Source organism: Klebsiella sp. X1-16S-Nf21 (genome assembly GCF_002837615.1).
Lineage (GTDB): Bacteria > Pseudomonadota > Gammaproteobacteria > Enterobacterales > Enterobacteriaceae > Klebsiella > Klebsiella variicola.
Genome location: NZ_PJDK01000070.1, coordinates 1 through 15371, shown reverse-complemented (window position 1 = coordinate 15371; position 15371 = coordinate 1). Strand labels below are relative to the sequence as shown.

Genomic DNA, 15371 nt, shown 5'->3' with positions numbered 1-15371 from the left:
GTTCGACAATACTAATCCGCTGAAATTCCCTCCGGCAAGTAAAAAACAACTTGCTGACAAAAAAACATAATTGCGGCACAAATGTTACCAAATGTAAACTTAAATCTTATCCTCTTCTTAATATATTCATCGTGCATATCATTTTCACGCTAATCATCAGCGTTACTAACAGGCATAACCGAAACCCGCCGCGAGAACGCCTTGTCTGCCGGGGACTGAGCCCGCTCAGCCACGTGGCCCGCAGCCTGCCCGCGTCCACAAGATCGTCGTCTGTACCGCGAAAGAATTAAAGCACTCCCGCTTCAGAGTGAAACACTTTTTATCCGTCGGCATAAGGAATATTAAAATCGCCTTAAGGGAATAATTAAGAATAGACTTATTTAAAGATGCTTTAAAAATAAGCGTCTTGCCAGTTGTTTGCACTTTAATACCGCCCTCACCCGCCGTAAAAAAAATATTTCTTTACGCCTTATACGCATAAAGCGCGGCGTTTAGCGCGGACAGTGACCCGACATCGGGTCACTGTGGGGCAAACCGCAGCGAAGGCGTGAACGACGCCCTGGCCGCAGAGGATCAGTAGGTGTGGAAATATTGCTGGATCAGCTGTGGATCTTTCGTTTGCGTCAGCGCAGTCATCAACAGAATACGCGCTTTCGCTGGGTTGAGGGAGTCGGACACCAGCCCAGGCTGGCTGTCATCCGGCGGCACGACGCCGCTGCCGGTACGGGAGGCGCGAACCACCACGATGCCCGCCTGCTGCGCTTTTTTGATGCCCGCAGCGCTACGTACCGACACCGACCCCGCCCCGGTTCCGGCGTAGATAATACCGTCGGCATGATGGGCGATCGCCGCGTCGTACATATACTCCGGGTCGTCCTGATAACCATAAATGATCACCACCTTCGGCAGGGTCTTCAGCTGGCGGACATCGAACACCGAGCGCAGGGTGTGAATTTTATCCACGCGCGTCTCGAACTGGGGTTTTCCGCCCACCACGACGCCAAGGTAGCCCTCCTCCGGCGCCCGGAAGGTATCCAGCGAAGTGGCATTGGTTTTGGTGACGAAGCGCGCCGCGCCGATGCGGTCGTTCAGCACCACCATCACCCCGCGACCCCGGGCATCAGGATCGGCGGCGACTGTGACCGCTTCCAGCAGGTTCATCGGCCCGTCGGCGCTGATCGCCGTCGCCGGACGCATCGCCGCGGTAAAGACCACCGGCTTGTTGCTTTTGACCGTCAGATTGAGGAAATAAGGGGTTTCATCGAGGGTGTCCGTGCCGTGGGTGATCACCACGCCATCGACATCATCCCGGGCCAATAACGCATTCACCCGCTTCGAGAGTTCCAGGATAATGTCGCTGGTCATATTCTCACTGCCGATATTCGCCACCTGCTCGCCTTCGACGTGGGCGATTTTACTCATTTCCGGCACGGCGTTAATCAGCGTCTGCACCCCAATCGCCCCGGCTTTATAACCCGTTGTCTGGGTATTGCTGGCCGCCGAACCGGCAATTGTCCCGCCGGTGGCTAAAATAACGATATGCGGTAGACGCGTCTCGCTAAATGCCAGACTGCTCATCGTCAGTAACGCAATGGTAAGTAATGCTCTAAAATTCATACAGGTCACTCCCTTCATAGACATTAATCAAACTAACGCTTGCTTAATGCAAAGGGCTTGCCAGAATTTATTTATTTTTTGGGGGAGAAATGGTTAACTATCAGACAATAATAAGGTTCTCGCATCAACATCGCCCAAATCTGGTGCACGGCAGGCTCTGAATCGGGCAGCGCTATGAACCTGATACATTCTGGGTATTAACCTGTTCAGCAGCCAACTACACAACACGCATTGCGATCAGATTATCGACACTTCCGTCACCCGCGAGGTCATTTTTGCCCGCCAGGTAACGCGTACGGAGAACAGAAATGCGTATTGCCCTGAAATCAGCGCTAATGCTGACGACCAGAGTCATTCAGATCATTAACCCTGAACTGCACCGGCATATGCAACGAACGGCCTTAATCGCCCTGACGCTGGCGCAAAGGCTGGGGCTGCCTGCCGAGCGACAGCAGACCATTTTTTGCGCCGCGCTGCTGCACGATATCGGCGTGCTGGGAGATAAACGCACCATTCATTCGCTGGATGCCATCGATAACATCCACGATCCGCATCAGCGCCAGGGGGCGGCGATGCTGGAAGGGTTAGTGACCTTTCTGCCCATTGTCCCCTTCATTCGCGATCACCATTTTAGCCCGGGCCACCGGGGTAGCCGCGAACAGCATATTGTCTATTTCGCCGATGCCTTTGAACGGCTGCTGCCTGCCGGGAGTCACGTGGCCGGCTGGCCCACACGGGCGGTGGTGGAACAGTTCGTCTCCCTGCACCGGGAGATCGATCCGCCGCTGTGCGATATGCTGTGCGAGGTCGCTGAAAATGCGAACTTCTGGCAGCACCTTCATCCCGGCCATATTCAACGGCTGCTGGAAATTATTGGTCCCATCAACACGCTGTATCTGGATATTCATGGTCTGAAAGATATCTGCCTGCTGATTGCCAAAATAGTCGACACCTACAGCAGCTTTACCGCCACCCATAGCATCATGGTGGGGGAAATCGCCCGCCAGCTTGCCCGCTGGATGCAACTGCCGGAGCCCATCTGCCAGCAAATTCAGATTGCCGGCTATCTGCACGATATCGGCAAGATCTCTATCCCGCTCTCCATCCTCGAAAAAGAGGGTGAACTGGATGAGGACGAACTGAACCAGGTGCGCGAGCACAGCTATATGACCGGCGAGATCCTCAGCGACTACAGCGAGCTCGGCGACATCATTAACTGGGCGTCGAATCACCATGAAAAACTGGACGGCAGCGGCTACCCTCTGCATCTCGAAAAAGATCATCTGACCCTCGCCGACCGTATTATCTCTATCGCCGATATTTTCACCGCGCTGACCGAAGATCGCCCTTATCGTAAAGGAATGGCCTGGCAGGAGGCCTTACAGATTATGGAAGCGGATGTTATAAATGGCGCTCTGGATAGCGATGTCTTTCTCGTTTTGCGCCACCATGCGGAAACGCTGCACGCCATCATTCTTCAGACCCTCGAACACCCCCGCAGCGAGCACCGCCCCTGAGGCAGGCCGCCGTCATGGCGGGGGGCGAGTTCTATAATTAAAACAGCTTCATCTGCATGCAAGGAAATACAGGGTGAGAATCGCCACCATCACCAACTGGGCTTACGGGATCACCGTCGGCCTGACGCTGGCATCCGGCAGCGCCATGCTTATGGCCTCCAGCGCCGACCGCGTCGAACGCCAGGCGGTACAACAGCGCCAGGTCTTTGATACCCTCTCCGACGAGGTGGAAAACGACGCCTGGGCGCTGTCTGACCTCGCCCGGCTGTACGTGGTTAAGCCTTCGCCGGAGACGCTTACGCAGTATCAGCAACTGCAGCAGACCGACAAAAGCATTGAGCAGCGGCTGGCCGGACTGAAAGATAACGGCGCCAGCCGCGAGGAGCTGGCGCTACTCCAGGATGGTCTGCGGATCGCCGATGAGCTTCAGGATGAACAGCAGGCGGCCCTGACGCATGTCGCCCGCGGCGATGCGCCAGCGGCCATCGCGGTGCTGTACGGCAAAGCGTATGAGACCGAACTGGAGCGCATGCAGACGCAGATCGATCGCTTCCGTCAGATGCTTGAGCATCGCGCCGCCATCGCTATCGACCAGGCCACCGAGCGCTCGCGGATCTGGCGTACGCTGTCGGAAATCATGGTCGGCCTGACCGCCCTGATGTTTTTGTTTGTCCTCGGCTTCATTCTCAAACGCCGGGTGCTGTACCCGGTGGTCCGTCTGAGCGACGTGGTGCAGCGTCTCGCCTCCCAGGACTATGCGGTGGAGACGCCGCACTTCACCCAGGTGGATGAGATTGGCGATATGGCCCAGGCGATCCGCATTTTTCGCGAGAACGGCCTGGCCCGCCAGCAGCTGGAGCAGCAGCGCGACGCCGACTGGGCGATCCGTGAACTGCTGGCGCGTATGACCCAGCGTCTGCAGGGCTGTGAAACCATAGAGGATGTGATTAAGGTGGCGGAGCTGTTCGCGCCGAACATCGCCCCGACGATCCCCGGTAAACTGTATATTCTGGATACCGATCCATGGCAGATGCGCTGCGTGGCGCAGTGGCTGTCGCCCGCCGGGGAGACGACGTCCTTTGCTCCCGACGACTGCTGGGCGATACGGCGGGGACTCAGCCATCCGCCGGTGCAGGGTGAGCCCGATATCACCTGCTATCATCTGCCGGAGGCGCACGCCGGCCAGTCGCTCTGCGTACCGCTCATCGCCCAGGGCGAAGCGATCGGTCTGCTGAGCTTTCAGAACGTCACCGCCAGTGACGCCCCTTCCCGGGCTTACCTGGAGCTGATGGCCGAAGCGCTGGGGCTGGCGCTCGCCAATCAGCGTTTACGCAGCGCCCTGCTGGAAAAAGCGTTGTTCGATTCGCTGACCGGCCTGCGTAACCGCCATCATCTTGATGAAGCGCTGCACTCGCAGATGGCGCTGGCGGTCCATACCCACACCCCGCTGAGCTGCCTGATGATCGACATCGATCACTTCAAAGCCATCAATGACCGCTACGGCCATGAAGCCGGGGATCTGGTGATTAAGAGCGTCGCGACCATTGTGCAGCGCGCGGTGCGCGATATCGGCATGGCTTTCCGCTACGGCGGCGAGGAGTTTTTAGTGCTGCTCCCCGGCATTGACGAAGCCGGGGCGCACCAGTGCGCCAGCGAGATCTACACCCAGGTGCACAATATGACGCTGCGCGATGGCCTGACCGAGATAGGCCAGGTGGATGTGTCGATTGGCATCGCCAGCTACCCGCAGCACACCCAAAGCGACAGCCTGCTGCGCGCAGCGGACGCCGCGCTGTACCGGGCGAAAGAGCTGGGCCGTTCAAGGATTGTCAGCTTTGGCCGCCTGAAGACCCGCTAAGCGGGATTATTGCTCAGCGGCATTAAGCAGCGAGATAACTTTCCGCACCACCGCCGAACGGAAATGGCGGTGGTAAACCATGCTCAGCTCACTCTCCGCCAGCCGATCCTGAAGATCGATATACACCACGTTATCAAGGCGTAAGGCCCGCGCCGAGACCGGCACCAGCGCCACCCCCACCCCGGCGGAGACCAGGCTAATCATCGAGGTGACATCGTTAATTCGCTGCACCACCTGCGGCGTAAAACCCGCGACGCGACAGGCGTCAATAAATACCTGCTCCAGTCCGGTGCCCTGCGGATCGTCAAGCGAGATCCAGTTGTCAGTGCGCAACGAGGCCAGATTGAGCGCCCCCACGCCTGCCAGCGGATGCTGTTGATAAAGCGCCAGGCAAAGTTTTTCCCGCACAAATGGCCTGACCACCAGCGCGTCCGGCGGTGACGCCAGCGGCGCGCGGATGATGGCGATATCCAGACGCAGATCCAGCAGCGCTTCGTAGAGCATTTGCACATCCCCCTGCACCAGCGACAGCTCAATCCCCGGCCAGTCAGCGCGCAGCTCGCGCAGGAGCCCCGGCAGTTTGCTGTCATACATCGCACTGGAGACATAGCCCAGATGCAATCGCCCCTGCTCGCCTCGCGCGGTGCGCTGGGCGTCCAGGACCGCCTGATCGGCCATCTCCAGCGCCAGCCGCGTCTTCTGCAAGAAGGCCTCGCCCGCGGCGGTGAGGGTCAGGCGCCGGTTAGCGCGAGAGAAGAGCACCACGCCCAGGCGCTGCTCGAGTTGTTTAATCTGCTGGCTGAGGGCGGGCTGGGCGATATGTAACCGCTCTGCCGCCCGATGCATATGTAATTCTTCAGCAACGACCACAAAATGGCGTAACGCTCGCAAGGACATGGCCGAACTCCGCGAAGTAAATTGATAATAAAAATATTATCAATAATGCATTAATGATGCAATTGATAACCATTAGCCTGCGAAGCATACTGTGCGCATCGACACGCTAAGGAGAACATCATGACCGCACCGATTCAGGATCTGCGCGACGCCATCGCGCTGCTACAACAGCATGACAATCAGTACCTCGAAACCGATCATCCGGTTGACCCTAATGCCGAGCTGGCCGGCGTCTATCGCCACATCGGCGCGGGCGGCACCGTGAAGCGCCCCACGCGCATCGGCCCGGCGATGATGTTTAACAATATTAAGGGCTATCCGCACTCGCGCATTCTGGTGGGCATGCACGCCAGCCGCCAGCGGGCCGCACTGCTGCTGGGCTGCGAAGCCTCACAGCTGGCGCTGGAGGTAGGCAAAGCGGTGAAAAAACCGGTCGCGCCGGTGGTCGTTCCGGCCAGCAGCGCCCCCTGTCAGGAACAGGTCTTTCTGGCCGACGATCCGGATTTTGATTTGCGCACCCTGCTCCCGGCGCCCACCAACACCCCGATCGACGCCGGTCCCTTCTTCTGCCTGGGCCTGGCGCTGGCCAGCGATCCCGACGACGCCTCGCTCACCGACGTCACCATCCACCGCTTGTGCGTCCAGGGCCGGGATGAGCTGTCGATGTTTCTCGCCGCTGGCCGCCATATCGAAGTGTTTCGTCAGAAAGCCGAGGCCGCCGGCAAACCGCTGCCGATAACCATCAATATGGGTCTCGATCCGGCTATCTATATCGGCGCCTGCTTTGAAGCGCCAACCACACCGTTTGGCTATAACGAACTGGGCGTCGCCGGCGCGCTGCGTCAGCGTCCGGTAGAGCTGGTACAGGGCGTCAGCGTCCCGGAGAAAGCCATCGCTCGCGCCGAGATCGTTATCGAAGGGGAACTGCTGCCGGGGGTACGCGTCAGAGAAGATCAGCACACCAACAGCGGCCACGCGATGCCGGAATTTCCTGGTTACTGCGGCGGCGCCAATCCGTCGCTGCCGGTCATTAAAGTCAAAGCGGTGACCATGCGAAACAATGCGATTCTGCAGACGCTGGTAGGGCCGGGCGAAGAGCATACCACCCTCGCCGGGCTGCCAACGGAAGCCAGTATCTGGAATGCTGTCGAGGCTGCTATCCCGGGCTTTTTACAAAATGTCTACGCCCACACCGCGGGCGGCGGTAAATTCCTCGGGATCCTGCAGGTGAAAAAACGCCAGCCCGCCGACGAAGGGCGTCAGGGGCAGGCCGCGTTGCTGGCGCTGGCGACCTATTCCGAGCTGAAAAATATCATTCTGGTCGATGAAGATGTGGATATCTTTGACAGCGACGATATCCTGTGGGCGATGACCACCCGTATGCAGGGGGATGTCAGCATCACGACAATCCCCGGCATCCGTGGTCACCAGCTGGATCCTTCCCAGACCCCGGCCTACAGCCCGTCGATCCGCGGAGAGGGTATCAGTTGCAAGACAATCTTCGATTGCACGGTGCCGTGGGCGCTGAAATCACACTTCGAGCGCGCACCGTTTGCCGATGTCGATCCGCGTCCGTTTGCGCCAGAGTATTTTGCCCGGCTGGAAAAAAACCACGGTCAGTAAAATCAGGTGGTATCCGCCGGAGCACGGCGGCATCTTCCGGGCCAGCATCACCTGCAGCGGGTGGCTGACGCAGGGTTAGTTGATCGCGGCGGAGAGGTCTTTTTTCACCTGCTCACGCTGCTCGGGGGTCAACACCTGGCTCACGTCGAAGTAGTATTTCACACGATAATACCGCACCTGCTGGTCCAGCTGGCCAAAGGCGGCCAGCTGCTGTTTGACCTTAGCGTCATCCCATTTCCCGGAGTGAATAACGTCTGCCAGGGCACCATCCTGATAGCCGCTGATTTTAATCTGGCTTACATTGTTTTCGAATCCCTGACGCAGCGCTTGGATTTTGGCGACCTGCTCTTCACTCAGCTTCAGGTGCTGGACGACCGGATCCTGCGAGACAGACGGTATATCGGCGGAGGTCGACGCCTGGCTGGCTGCCGTAAAGCAGGTGGTCAGCGCAATGGCGAGCAGGGTGTTACGCAAGCGAGTATTCACAGTGAATGATCCTTCAAAAAAGAAAATGAGAGGCGATTATCACTGCGCTAATAAAGACTATCTGTAACAAAGGGTTAATTTAAAACTGGATAAAAAAAGGATGGTAAGAAACAGAAATCAGATCCCGGGTCAGCAGCACAGAAAGATATATTCATCCTTCCAGTAACGGCCCTGTCCAATGATATCCCCGGCGGCGCTGATTAACTGTTTTTGCTTTTCGGTTTCAATCCCCTCAACGATCACATGGCTGGTCAGGGTATGAATAGATTGCAACAGCCCGGGAAAAGCGGGGTCGTTTTCTTTATCCCAGAAGTAATCTTTATCCACTTTGACGCAATCGAAGCGGAAGCGCTCCAGCAGCGGGAAGGACGTCCGTCCGCGGCCAAAATCATCCAGCCAGACCGGGCAAAGCGCTGCCAGCGTGCTCAGCGCCGTCAGCTCACGTCCGGCGATAAACTCGTGAAAGTTCTCATTTATTTCCAGAGCAATGTGTTTACAGGAGCGCAGGAAATCACAGAGATAGCGATCCGTCAGAATAAAGTGGCTTAATAAATCATCAATATTCAGCGATATCGGTTTATTATCGACCCGGGCGAAATCAAATACAGAAAGTAACTCGATTTGCCGAATAAATAGAGCAAGCTTATCGCGTTCGGTAAGCGTGGAGAAAGAAAACGTCGACGCAGAGGTGGTATTTTGTGCGGGTGCTATAATATCTTTAGTAAGCAACTCCCACGAGTGGTAGCTGCCGTCATCGCTAATAGCGGGCTCCAGAACGAAGCGATAAGAGGTATTTTTCACGTTTTCTTCAACCATTTAAAAAATACCAAAAATAAGAAAGGGTTAAAGCATGTCATATATTTTCCGCCAACAAAAATAGTTTAAAGTGATCGATAATAATCATTCGATAGTTAAAAACTATCAAGATATAATTTATTGATCGGTAAATTGAATTAATATAAATTAGCCACTGCTGTAACTCCCTCTGAAAAGTCAATTAAAATATTGTTTCAAACCAGACAGTTACCAGAGTATTCTGCGTAAAGCCTGGTCGTCTCACGCTTTGTGCTGCCAGGTAAAAAAAGAGAGGGGTAATAAAAATGAAAAATACAAGCCGCCAGTTTTAGTCATATCATTATGCCGAATATGAATAACGCTGCGTCCTGAGGCGCCGCTTCGCCTGGCATGCCATGAGTCCTCAATAAAAAAGTGTGACTCAGTCGACAAAACGTCATACTTTCCCGCTATCCTGCAGCGAAGAAGAGTGAAGTGGATGACAGGCAGTGAAAAAAATAAACGTGATTCCGCTGGGGCTGATGCTATTCATGCTCATCGCCAGCGCATGGCTGGGCCCTGCGCCGCGGCACACCGGCAGCATGCAGTGCGTTTGGTTTGACGGGGCAATGGTGAGCTGCCTGCCGAAGCAACGACTGGGCGAAGGCTCGCCGCATCATTTACTGGTCAGACGATAAACCGGTACTCGCCGGGTGGTGTTGAACAGATTATCGCTGGCTTCCACCTCTTCCGTGACAATTCCCATGCCGGACCGGCGCAATTGCGCAATGTCCGCCGCCACCCGCTGACTGCCGAACCAGAACAGCGCATCAAGCGCGGTAACCGGCAAGCCGGCAAGTAGCGCATGGCGAAGTCGCTCCCGGGCCGGCTTTATCTCGCGGGCAATCTGCTGGTACGGGGCTGCTGTCGGTCCCTGCGGATCGACGCGACGGATACGGTTTGACAGGTGGTAATGGAAGGACTCCGGAATCGGCTGTAAATCCTGCTTCAGACTGTAGACACAACCGTAACGTTTGCCGTTGAAAACGGCGGCTTTACGATTGAGCTGCAGCTGATCGCGCACGTCGGCGATCAGCTGCGGCGCGCGTACCAGCAGCAGGCGAAAAGGCAATTCGAAGCTGGTGACATAGTCGACATTCAATAGCGCAATGCGCAGACGCTCCTCAGCCCCGGCCTGCTGCTGACGACACTCCAGATAGACCTCACGCCACTGCGCTCTGAGCCGTGGCGACTCACCGGCTTCGGTAAACTGGTATTTTTCAATATCGTAATCAATTCTCCCGGCCACCGCGCATTCCTTTCTGAATCAGTCCGGCGTCATAATAACATCCTCTGGCGCAGTACCCTATGCCGAGCGTCCTCGCGCATCCCCTTCCCGGTTATTTACGATACAGATAACGGGTGATGACCAAATCAAGGAGATACAGCAGGAAAATAACGCTGCTTAACCACAATAAACCTGCGAATAAATCAAGTAATTGCATCGTTGCTCCCTCACTGTTAGCCATCGCCGAATGACGCCCCTCACCATAAAGTAGTTAAGTTCTGCCTTAACAGCCACCAAATAAATTTATTTAGTCAAAAGAAAGCCCGGCGCTATTGTACGTTCATTTTACTGTCATCAAATTGTCATCATAAAATGTCTATCATCAACCCGCGCCGCAGGGTTGTCCCGCGCCTCATAGCATCCTGGGGAAACGCGCGGCCACAGGTTTAACAACATGGAATAATATCGCCCCACCGTATCATTAATGACATTGCATCATCTTATATCAGGCGCCACTGTCATCCTGCTGAATAATCCGGAAAACGCTTTAAACAATAAACGCCCTGCTGATTGGTTTACCATGGAGAAATAAGATGCCCAGCGAAAAAGCCCGCAGCCTTGACCATTTCTATGAATTACTGGCGACAGGACAACACCCGAAAATTGAACTCGATTTTGATGTCGATGCGGACGATTTTTTTAAAATCGCCACCGAGTTTGGCGATATTGGCGCGAAGATCACCCGGGTTAACGAACGATTTATTATTAAGATCAAGCCGCCGAAAGCGTAAGCGCCCCCTGCCGCCTTGTTGGGTGCCACGCCAGCCGTCGCGGCCCGACAAGGTTTTCTTAACGAGCCGCGGTCTGACGCTCGGCAAAATAGTGCGCCGGTGTCGTCCCCATCGTTTTTTTGAACATGGTAATAAAGGCATTTACCGATTCATACCCCAGCTTAGCCGCCACGTTTTGTACCGAAACGCCGCTGGCCAGCTCCTGCAGGGCAATAATCAAATGCAGCTGCTGGCGCCAGCGCCCGAAGGTGAGGCCGGTCTCCCGCAGCATCACCCGGGCCAGCGAGCGTTCACTCAGCGCCAGGCGTTTCGCCCACACCGACAGGGTGCTGCGATCGTCAGGATGGCTGACCAGCCGGTCGGCCATCGCCCGAATTTTGGGATGTGCTGAGACGGGCAGATTCAGGCGCTGCGCCGGCATGGTCGCCAGTTCGTCAAGGGTCACTCGGGTGAGTCTCCCGGCATGGCTATCCGCCACGTAATCCGCCCCCTCATGAGTGAGTCGCTCCACCAGCTCGTGGATCAGGGGAGAGAGCGCCAGGGTGCAGCAGCTGCCAGGCAGCGCGGCAGCGCCGGGTTCAATAAACAGATAATTGAGGCGCGCGTTCCAGGTGGCGGACACACTGTGCGGAATACCACCCGGGATCCATACCGCGCAGCGAGGCGGCACAATCCACAGGTTATTTTCCGCCCGACAACTCACTGCACCATACAGCACAATAATCAACTGCCCTTTGCGATGGGTATGCACCGGCACTTCCGCTTCATATTCGACAAAATCAAGATGACAGGCGATGGCCGGGCAGGACGCGGCGTCCGGATCGTACAGCGTATTGGCAAAAGGTGATGGCATACGATTGGCCAGATTCAGGTATTTTTTGACAGAATAGAGTATTTCGCCGCAAGCGCAAGCCAGCCATAATCCGCAGCATGAACATTAACCGCTTTCGCCAGGCCTCCTGGCTGCGTGCCGCAGGCGCCGTCGCGCGCCCTTTCATGCCGCAACCGACTTCAACCGTCCTGCGCAGTGATGCCCAGGCAATACTCTTTTCCGCAAAGAGTTTCGCCGCGGCGATGCTGGCGTACTATCTTGCGCTATCCATCGGTCTGCAAAGGCCTTCGTGGGCCATCATCACTGTCTATATCGTGTCGCAGACCTCGGTGGGCGCATCGCTAAGCCGCAGCGTCTATCGCCTGGTCGGGACCCTCGTCGGCGCGGCGGCCACCGTCTTCATCGTGCCCACCTTCGTTAACCAGCCGATCCTGTGTAGCGCCATGCTGGGCCTGTGGATCGCGGGTTGCCTGTGTCTGTCGCTGCTTGAGCGCACGCCGCGCGGATACGCTTTTTTGCTGGCGGGCTACACCGCGAGCCTGATTGGTTTCCCCGCCGTCTCCGTGCCCGGGACCATCTTTGACCTCGCGGTCATTCGGGTGGAAGAGATCGCCATCGGTATCTTGTGCGCCGGATTGATTCACCGCTCCGTGCTGCCGGTGCGCATCGCCGGGCGGTTTAACAGCACGCTGGCACAGACGCTGGCAACCGCCCGGCAGCGGATCGCCGATACGCTGGCCGGTAAGCCGGTGGCGGCGGAAACCCTGCGGCTGGCGCTGAGCCTGCAGTTTCTGCAGGGCATCAACCACCATCTTCCCTGGGATGACGGTCTCTCGGTTCCCCACCGCCAGGCCAGAAAAGCGATCCACGACCGGCTGGCGCGACTGTTGATTGTTAATGGCGAATTGTATGACCGTTTACAGAGGTGCGGGCAGCCACCTGACGACCTGCAGACGCTGCTAACGGAGGCAGAGGTCTGGCTGAGAGGTCCGGAAGCCCACAGAACGGCGCTCTCCGCCGACAGGCTACTCTCCCGCTGCGAGCCGCTCATCAACCGATGCGCCCCTGCGCAGACGCTGAACGAGGCGCTGCGCGTTAGCCTGGTGCGCCACCTGGCGGAAGCCATCCGTCTCCTGCAGCAGAGCGAACGGCTGGCGAAGGCGATTTATCACCGCCGATCGCCAACCCTGCCCCCTGACGCCCACGCGGCAAAGGGCTATGTTTTCCATCGCGATCCGCTCAGCGCCCTGCGGACCGCCTTCGGCGCCTTCGTCATCATCCTCAGCGGCTGCCTGATCTGGATAGGCTCTGCCTGGCCCGATGGCGGCACTGCGGTCTCGATCCTCGGGGTCTGCTGTAGCCTGTTCGCCAGCTTCGATGCGCCGGCGGCGCAGCTGGTGAAATACCTGATCGGCTGCGTGTGGGGCGTGCTGTTCAGCCTGCTGTATAGCTTCGCCCTGCTGCCGCAGGTGAGCGAATTTGTCCTGCTGGCGGCGATGCTCGCCCCGGTCTATCTGCTGGCCGGTTCGCTGCAGGCGCGGCCGCCGACCACCTTTATGGCGATGGGCATCACCCTGACGCTGCCGATATTGTGCGAACTGGGCCCCAGTTATCAGGGGGATTTCGCGACGGCGATGAATACCTCTATCGCGCTGTTTGTCGCCATCGGCTATGCCGCGTTTGGTATGCGCCTGCTGCAAACCGTGCAGGCCGATGCCGCTGTCCATCGTCTGCTGACGCTGTGCCGTCGCGATATCCGCCGCGCCGCGCGGGGCCGACTGGCGCACAATGCCCACCGCTGGACCAACCTGATGATCGACCGGACCGCTTTACTGCTGCCGCGGCTACCGCAGAGCGGGCCAACCGCAGGTCAACTGCTGGACAAGATGCTGCACGATATTCGTACCGGCCTGGCGGTGATCCACCTGCGCCGTAGCTATCAGCCGATGGATCGCGAAACGGATCCCCCTGTGCAGACGCTGCTTGACGCCCTTAAACAGGAGCCGGGCATAGAGGCCCTCGCGCAGCCTGTTGACGCGCTGTTGGCCCACGGTTTACCGGCTGATGCCGCCTCACATGAGCGCGCGGAAGCGCTCATTTCCCTGTATTGCGCCTTACACCGGCCTGAGGAGAGCCAAAACCATGCGTGATCTCGCGATGGGCGGGGTATTTTTCCCCGGCCTGCTGGTTGTCGGCCTTGTCGCCCTGCTCGCGACGCTGCTGCTGCAACCGCTTATTTTCTCCGTCCGGGGCCTGGGCCGCTTGCCCTGCCGCCCGCTGTGGGGGCTTTCCCTCTATATCGCACTCTTTTTCCTGCTCCTGCAGGAGGTTAACACGCTGGGGTTTGCCGTATGACAGTCTATCTCACTCTTCTGGGCCGCTACGCCCTGACCTTAGGCGCCGTTGCCGCCGCCGCGCTACTGGCTTTCATTCTCTGGAAACAGGAGGCGCAAACGCCCTGGACCCGCGATGGTCGGGTACGGGCCGACGTGGTGCAGATCGCTCCCGATGTCTCGGGACCGGTGGCCAGCGTGGCGGTAAAAGACAACCAGTGGGTCAATCGGGGAGATGTGCTCTATTCCATCGATCCGCGCTGGCTGAAGCTGGCGGTCAGTAGCGCCCAGGCGGAGGTGGAAGCCCGACGCCAGGAGATGGCGATGCGCCAGGATGCCGCCAGACGACGGGCGCAGATCCAGGGCGTCATCTCCAGCGAAGATCTGAAACAGACCAATAGTGCGGCCAGCGTCGCGGCCGCTAACTACCAGGGCGCGCTGGCGGCACTGGCGCTGGCGCAACTGAATTTAGCGCATGCCACCGTGCGGACGCCGGTGGCCGGGTACGTCACCCATCTGCGGCTACGCCCGGGCGACTATGCCACCGCCGGAGTGACGAAAGTGGCCATTATCGATGGCCAGCGTTTCTGGGTGGTGGGGTATTTTGAAGAGACCCGTCTGCGCCACATCCACGTTGGCGATACCGCACATATCACGCTGATGGGGTATGATCCGGTCATTACCGGCCATGTCGAGAGTATCGGACACGGGATCGGCGATACCAATGATGAGACCGGTGCCCTGGGCCTGCCGGAGGTCGAGCCGACCTTCAGCTGGGTGCGGCTGGCGCAGCGTGTGCCGGTACGCATCCATATCGATACCCTGCCCGAGGGGGTGGAACGGGTCGCCGGCTTGTCCGCGACTGTCTCGGTCATTCCCGCGCGGTTGGCGCGACGCGCCGGCAAATCCTCACCTGCCGGCGCGAATCAGGCTCAGTGATAGCCCTCGCTGCCGGAGACTTTGCCGCGAAAGACGTAATAGCTCCAGGCGGTATACATCAGGATCACCGGGATAATGAGCAGCGCCCCCGGCAGCATAAACACCTGGCTGGAGGGCGGCGCGGCGGCATCCCACAGGGAGATATTCGGTGGGATAATGTTCGGCCAGACGCTGATCCCCAACCCGCTGAAGCCGAGGAAAATCAGGCCCAGCGTCAGGATAAATGGGCGGGCGTGGCTGGCGGGGCGCGCGCTCAGGCGCCAGATCCACAGGCTCAGCGCCAACACCAGAATCGGCACCGGCACGAACCAGAAGAAATTGGGTAGCGTAAACCAGCGCTCCGCCACATAGCGCCAGCCCAACGGCGTCCAGACGCTGACCACCGCGATCACCACCATCAGTGCCAGCAGCACCTT

Annotated in this window: 15 protein-coding genes; 8 read left to right on the top strand and 7 right to left on the bottom strand. The window is 57.9% G+C overall.

Features of this window, described 5'->3' with window-relative positions; all coding sequences use genetic code 11:
- Window positions 1-573: 573 nt before the first annotated feature.
- On the bottom strand, window positions 574-1617 hold the full coding sequence (gene fraE / locus CW267_RS23900; RefSeq protein WP_012542131.1) for a fructose-asparagine asparaginase: 1044 nt from the start codon (window positions 1615-1617) through the stop codon (window positions 574-576).
- 308 nt (window positions 1618-1925) lie between these two features.
- Between fraE and CW267_RS23895 the strand changes: the two genes are divergently transcribed.
- Complete coding sequence (locus tag CW267_RS23895; protein ID WP_032730065.1) at window positions 1926-3134, top strand: HD domain-containing phosphohydrolase; 1209 nt, start codon at window positions 1926-1928, stop codon at window positions 3132-3134.
- A gap of 73 nt (window positions 3135-3207) precedes the next feature.
- A complete protein-coding gene (locus CW267_RS23890; protein WP_012542132.1) occupies window positions 3208-4992 on the top strand; it encodes a sensor domain-containing diguanylate cyclase in 1785 nt (594 codons plus the stop codon).
- Between the two features lie 6 nt (window positions 4993-4998).
- On the opposite strand, the gene CW267_RS23885 is transcribed toward CW267_RS23890, so the two are convergent.
- Window positions 4999-5889 (bottom strand): LysR substrate-binding domain-containing protein, encoded by an 891-nt coding sequence (locus CW267_RS23885; RefSeq protein WP_008807694.1) that lies wholly within the window; start codon window positions 5887-5889, stop codon window positions 4999-5001.
- A gap of 120 nt (window positions 5890-6009) precedes the next feature.
- On the opposite strand from CW267_RS23885, the gene CW267_RS23880 reads away from it, so the two are divergent.
- Window positions 6010-7512 (top strand): UbiD family decarboxylase, encoded by a 1503-nt coding sequence (locus tag CW267_RS23880; protein ID WP_012542133.1) that lies wholly within the window; start codon window positions 6010-6012, stop codon window positions 7510-7512.
- 75 nt (window positions 7513-7587) lie between these two features.
- Here CW267_RS23880 and CW267_RS23875 read toward each other — a convergent pair whose 3' ends face one another.
- Together CW267_RS23875 and CW267_RS23870 are read right to left on the bottom strand one after the other, a co-directional pair.
- Window positions 7588-7998, bottom strand: a complete 411-nt coding sequence (locus CW267_RS23875) for a Spy/CpxP family protein refolding chaperone (protein WP_012542134.1) — start codon at window positions 7996-7998, stop codon at window positions 7588-7590.
- A 129-nt stretch (window positions 7999-8127) separates the two neighbouring features.
- Window positions 8128-8814, bottom strand: coding sequence for an EAL domain-containing protein (locus tag CW267_RS23870; RefSeq protein ID WP_016160694.1), 687 nt, complete (start codon window positions 8812-8814; stop codon window positions 8128-8130).
- Window positions 8815-9281: 467 nt separating this feature from the next.
- Here CW267_RS23870 and CW267_RS30880 point away from each other — a divergent pair, with 467 nt between their 5' ends.
- Complete coding sequence (locus CW267_RS30880; protein WP_032691162.1) at window positions 9282-9470, top strand: hypothetical protein; 189 nt, start codon at window positions 9282-9284, stop codon at window positions 9468-9470.
- Here the strand turns inward: CW267_RS30880 and CW267_RS23865 are convergent.
- Window positions 9449-10081 carry a helix-turn-helix domain-containing protein gene (locus tag CW267_RS23865; RefSeq protein WP_008807698.1) on the bottom strand — a complete coding sequence of 211 codons (633 nt, stop codon included), beginning with the start codon at window positions 10079-10081 and terminating at the stop codon, window positions 9449-9451. The two genes, CW267_RS30880 and CW267_RS23865, sit on opposite strands and share 22 nt — an antisense overlap.
- Before the next feature lie 572 nt (window positions 10082-10653).
- On the opposite strand from CW267_RS23865, the gene CW267_RS23860 reads away from it, so the two are divergent.
- Window positions 10654-10851, top strand: coding sequence for a hypothetical protein (locus CW267_RS23860; RefSeq protein WP_032754041.1), 198 nt, complete (start codon window positions 10654-10656; stop codon window positions 10849-10851).
- A gap of 58 nt (window positions 10852-10909) precedes the next feature.
- Here the strand turns inward: CW267_RS23860 and CW267_RS23855 are convergent, their stop codons facing one another.
- Window positions 10910-11704: an AraC family transcriptional regulator gene (locus CW267_RS23855; protein ID WP_032754039.1), complete on the bottom strand. Its 795-nt coding sequence runs from the start codon at window positions 11702-11704 to the stop codon at window positions 10910-10912.
- Window positions 11705-11781: 77 nt separating this feature from the next.
- On the opposite strand from CW267_RS23855, the gene CW267_RS23850 reads away from it, so the two are divergent.
- Genes CW267_RS23850 through CW267_RS23840 form a run of 3 tightly spaced genes read left to right on the top strand, consistent with a single transcriptional unit; the run spans window position 11782 to window position 14955 of the window.
- Window positions 11782-13833 carry an FUSC family protein gene (locus CW267_RS23850; protein WP_100781348.1) on the top strand — a complete coding sequence of 684 codons (2052 nt, stop codon included), beginning with the start codon at window positions 11782-11784 and terminating at the stop codon, window positions 13831-13833.
- On the top strand, window positions 13826-14038 hold the full coding sequence (locus CW267_RS23845; RefSeq protein WP_012968537.1) for a DUF1656 domain-containing protein: 213 nt from the start codon (window positions 13826-13828) through the stop codon (window positions 14036-14038). Before CW267_RS23850 ends, CW267_RS23845 begins: the two co-directional genes overlap by 8 nt.
- Window positions 14035-14955, top strand: a complete 921-nt coding sequence (locus CW267_RS23840; RefSeq protein WP_022066226.1) for an HlyD family secretion protein — start codon at window positions 14035-14037, stop codon at window positions 14953-14955. Before CW267_RS23845 ends, CW267_RS23840 begins: the two co-directional genes overlap by 4 nt.
- Here CW267_RS23840 and CW267_RS23835 read toward each other — a convergent pair.
- On the bottom strand, window positions 14949-15371 hold a 423-nt coding region (locus tag CW267_RS23835; protein ID WP_206054959.1), incomplete at its 5' end, for a cytochrome d ubiquinol oxidase subunit II. The genes CW267_RS23840 and CW267_RS23835 overlap by 7 nt on opposite strands.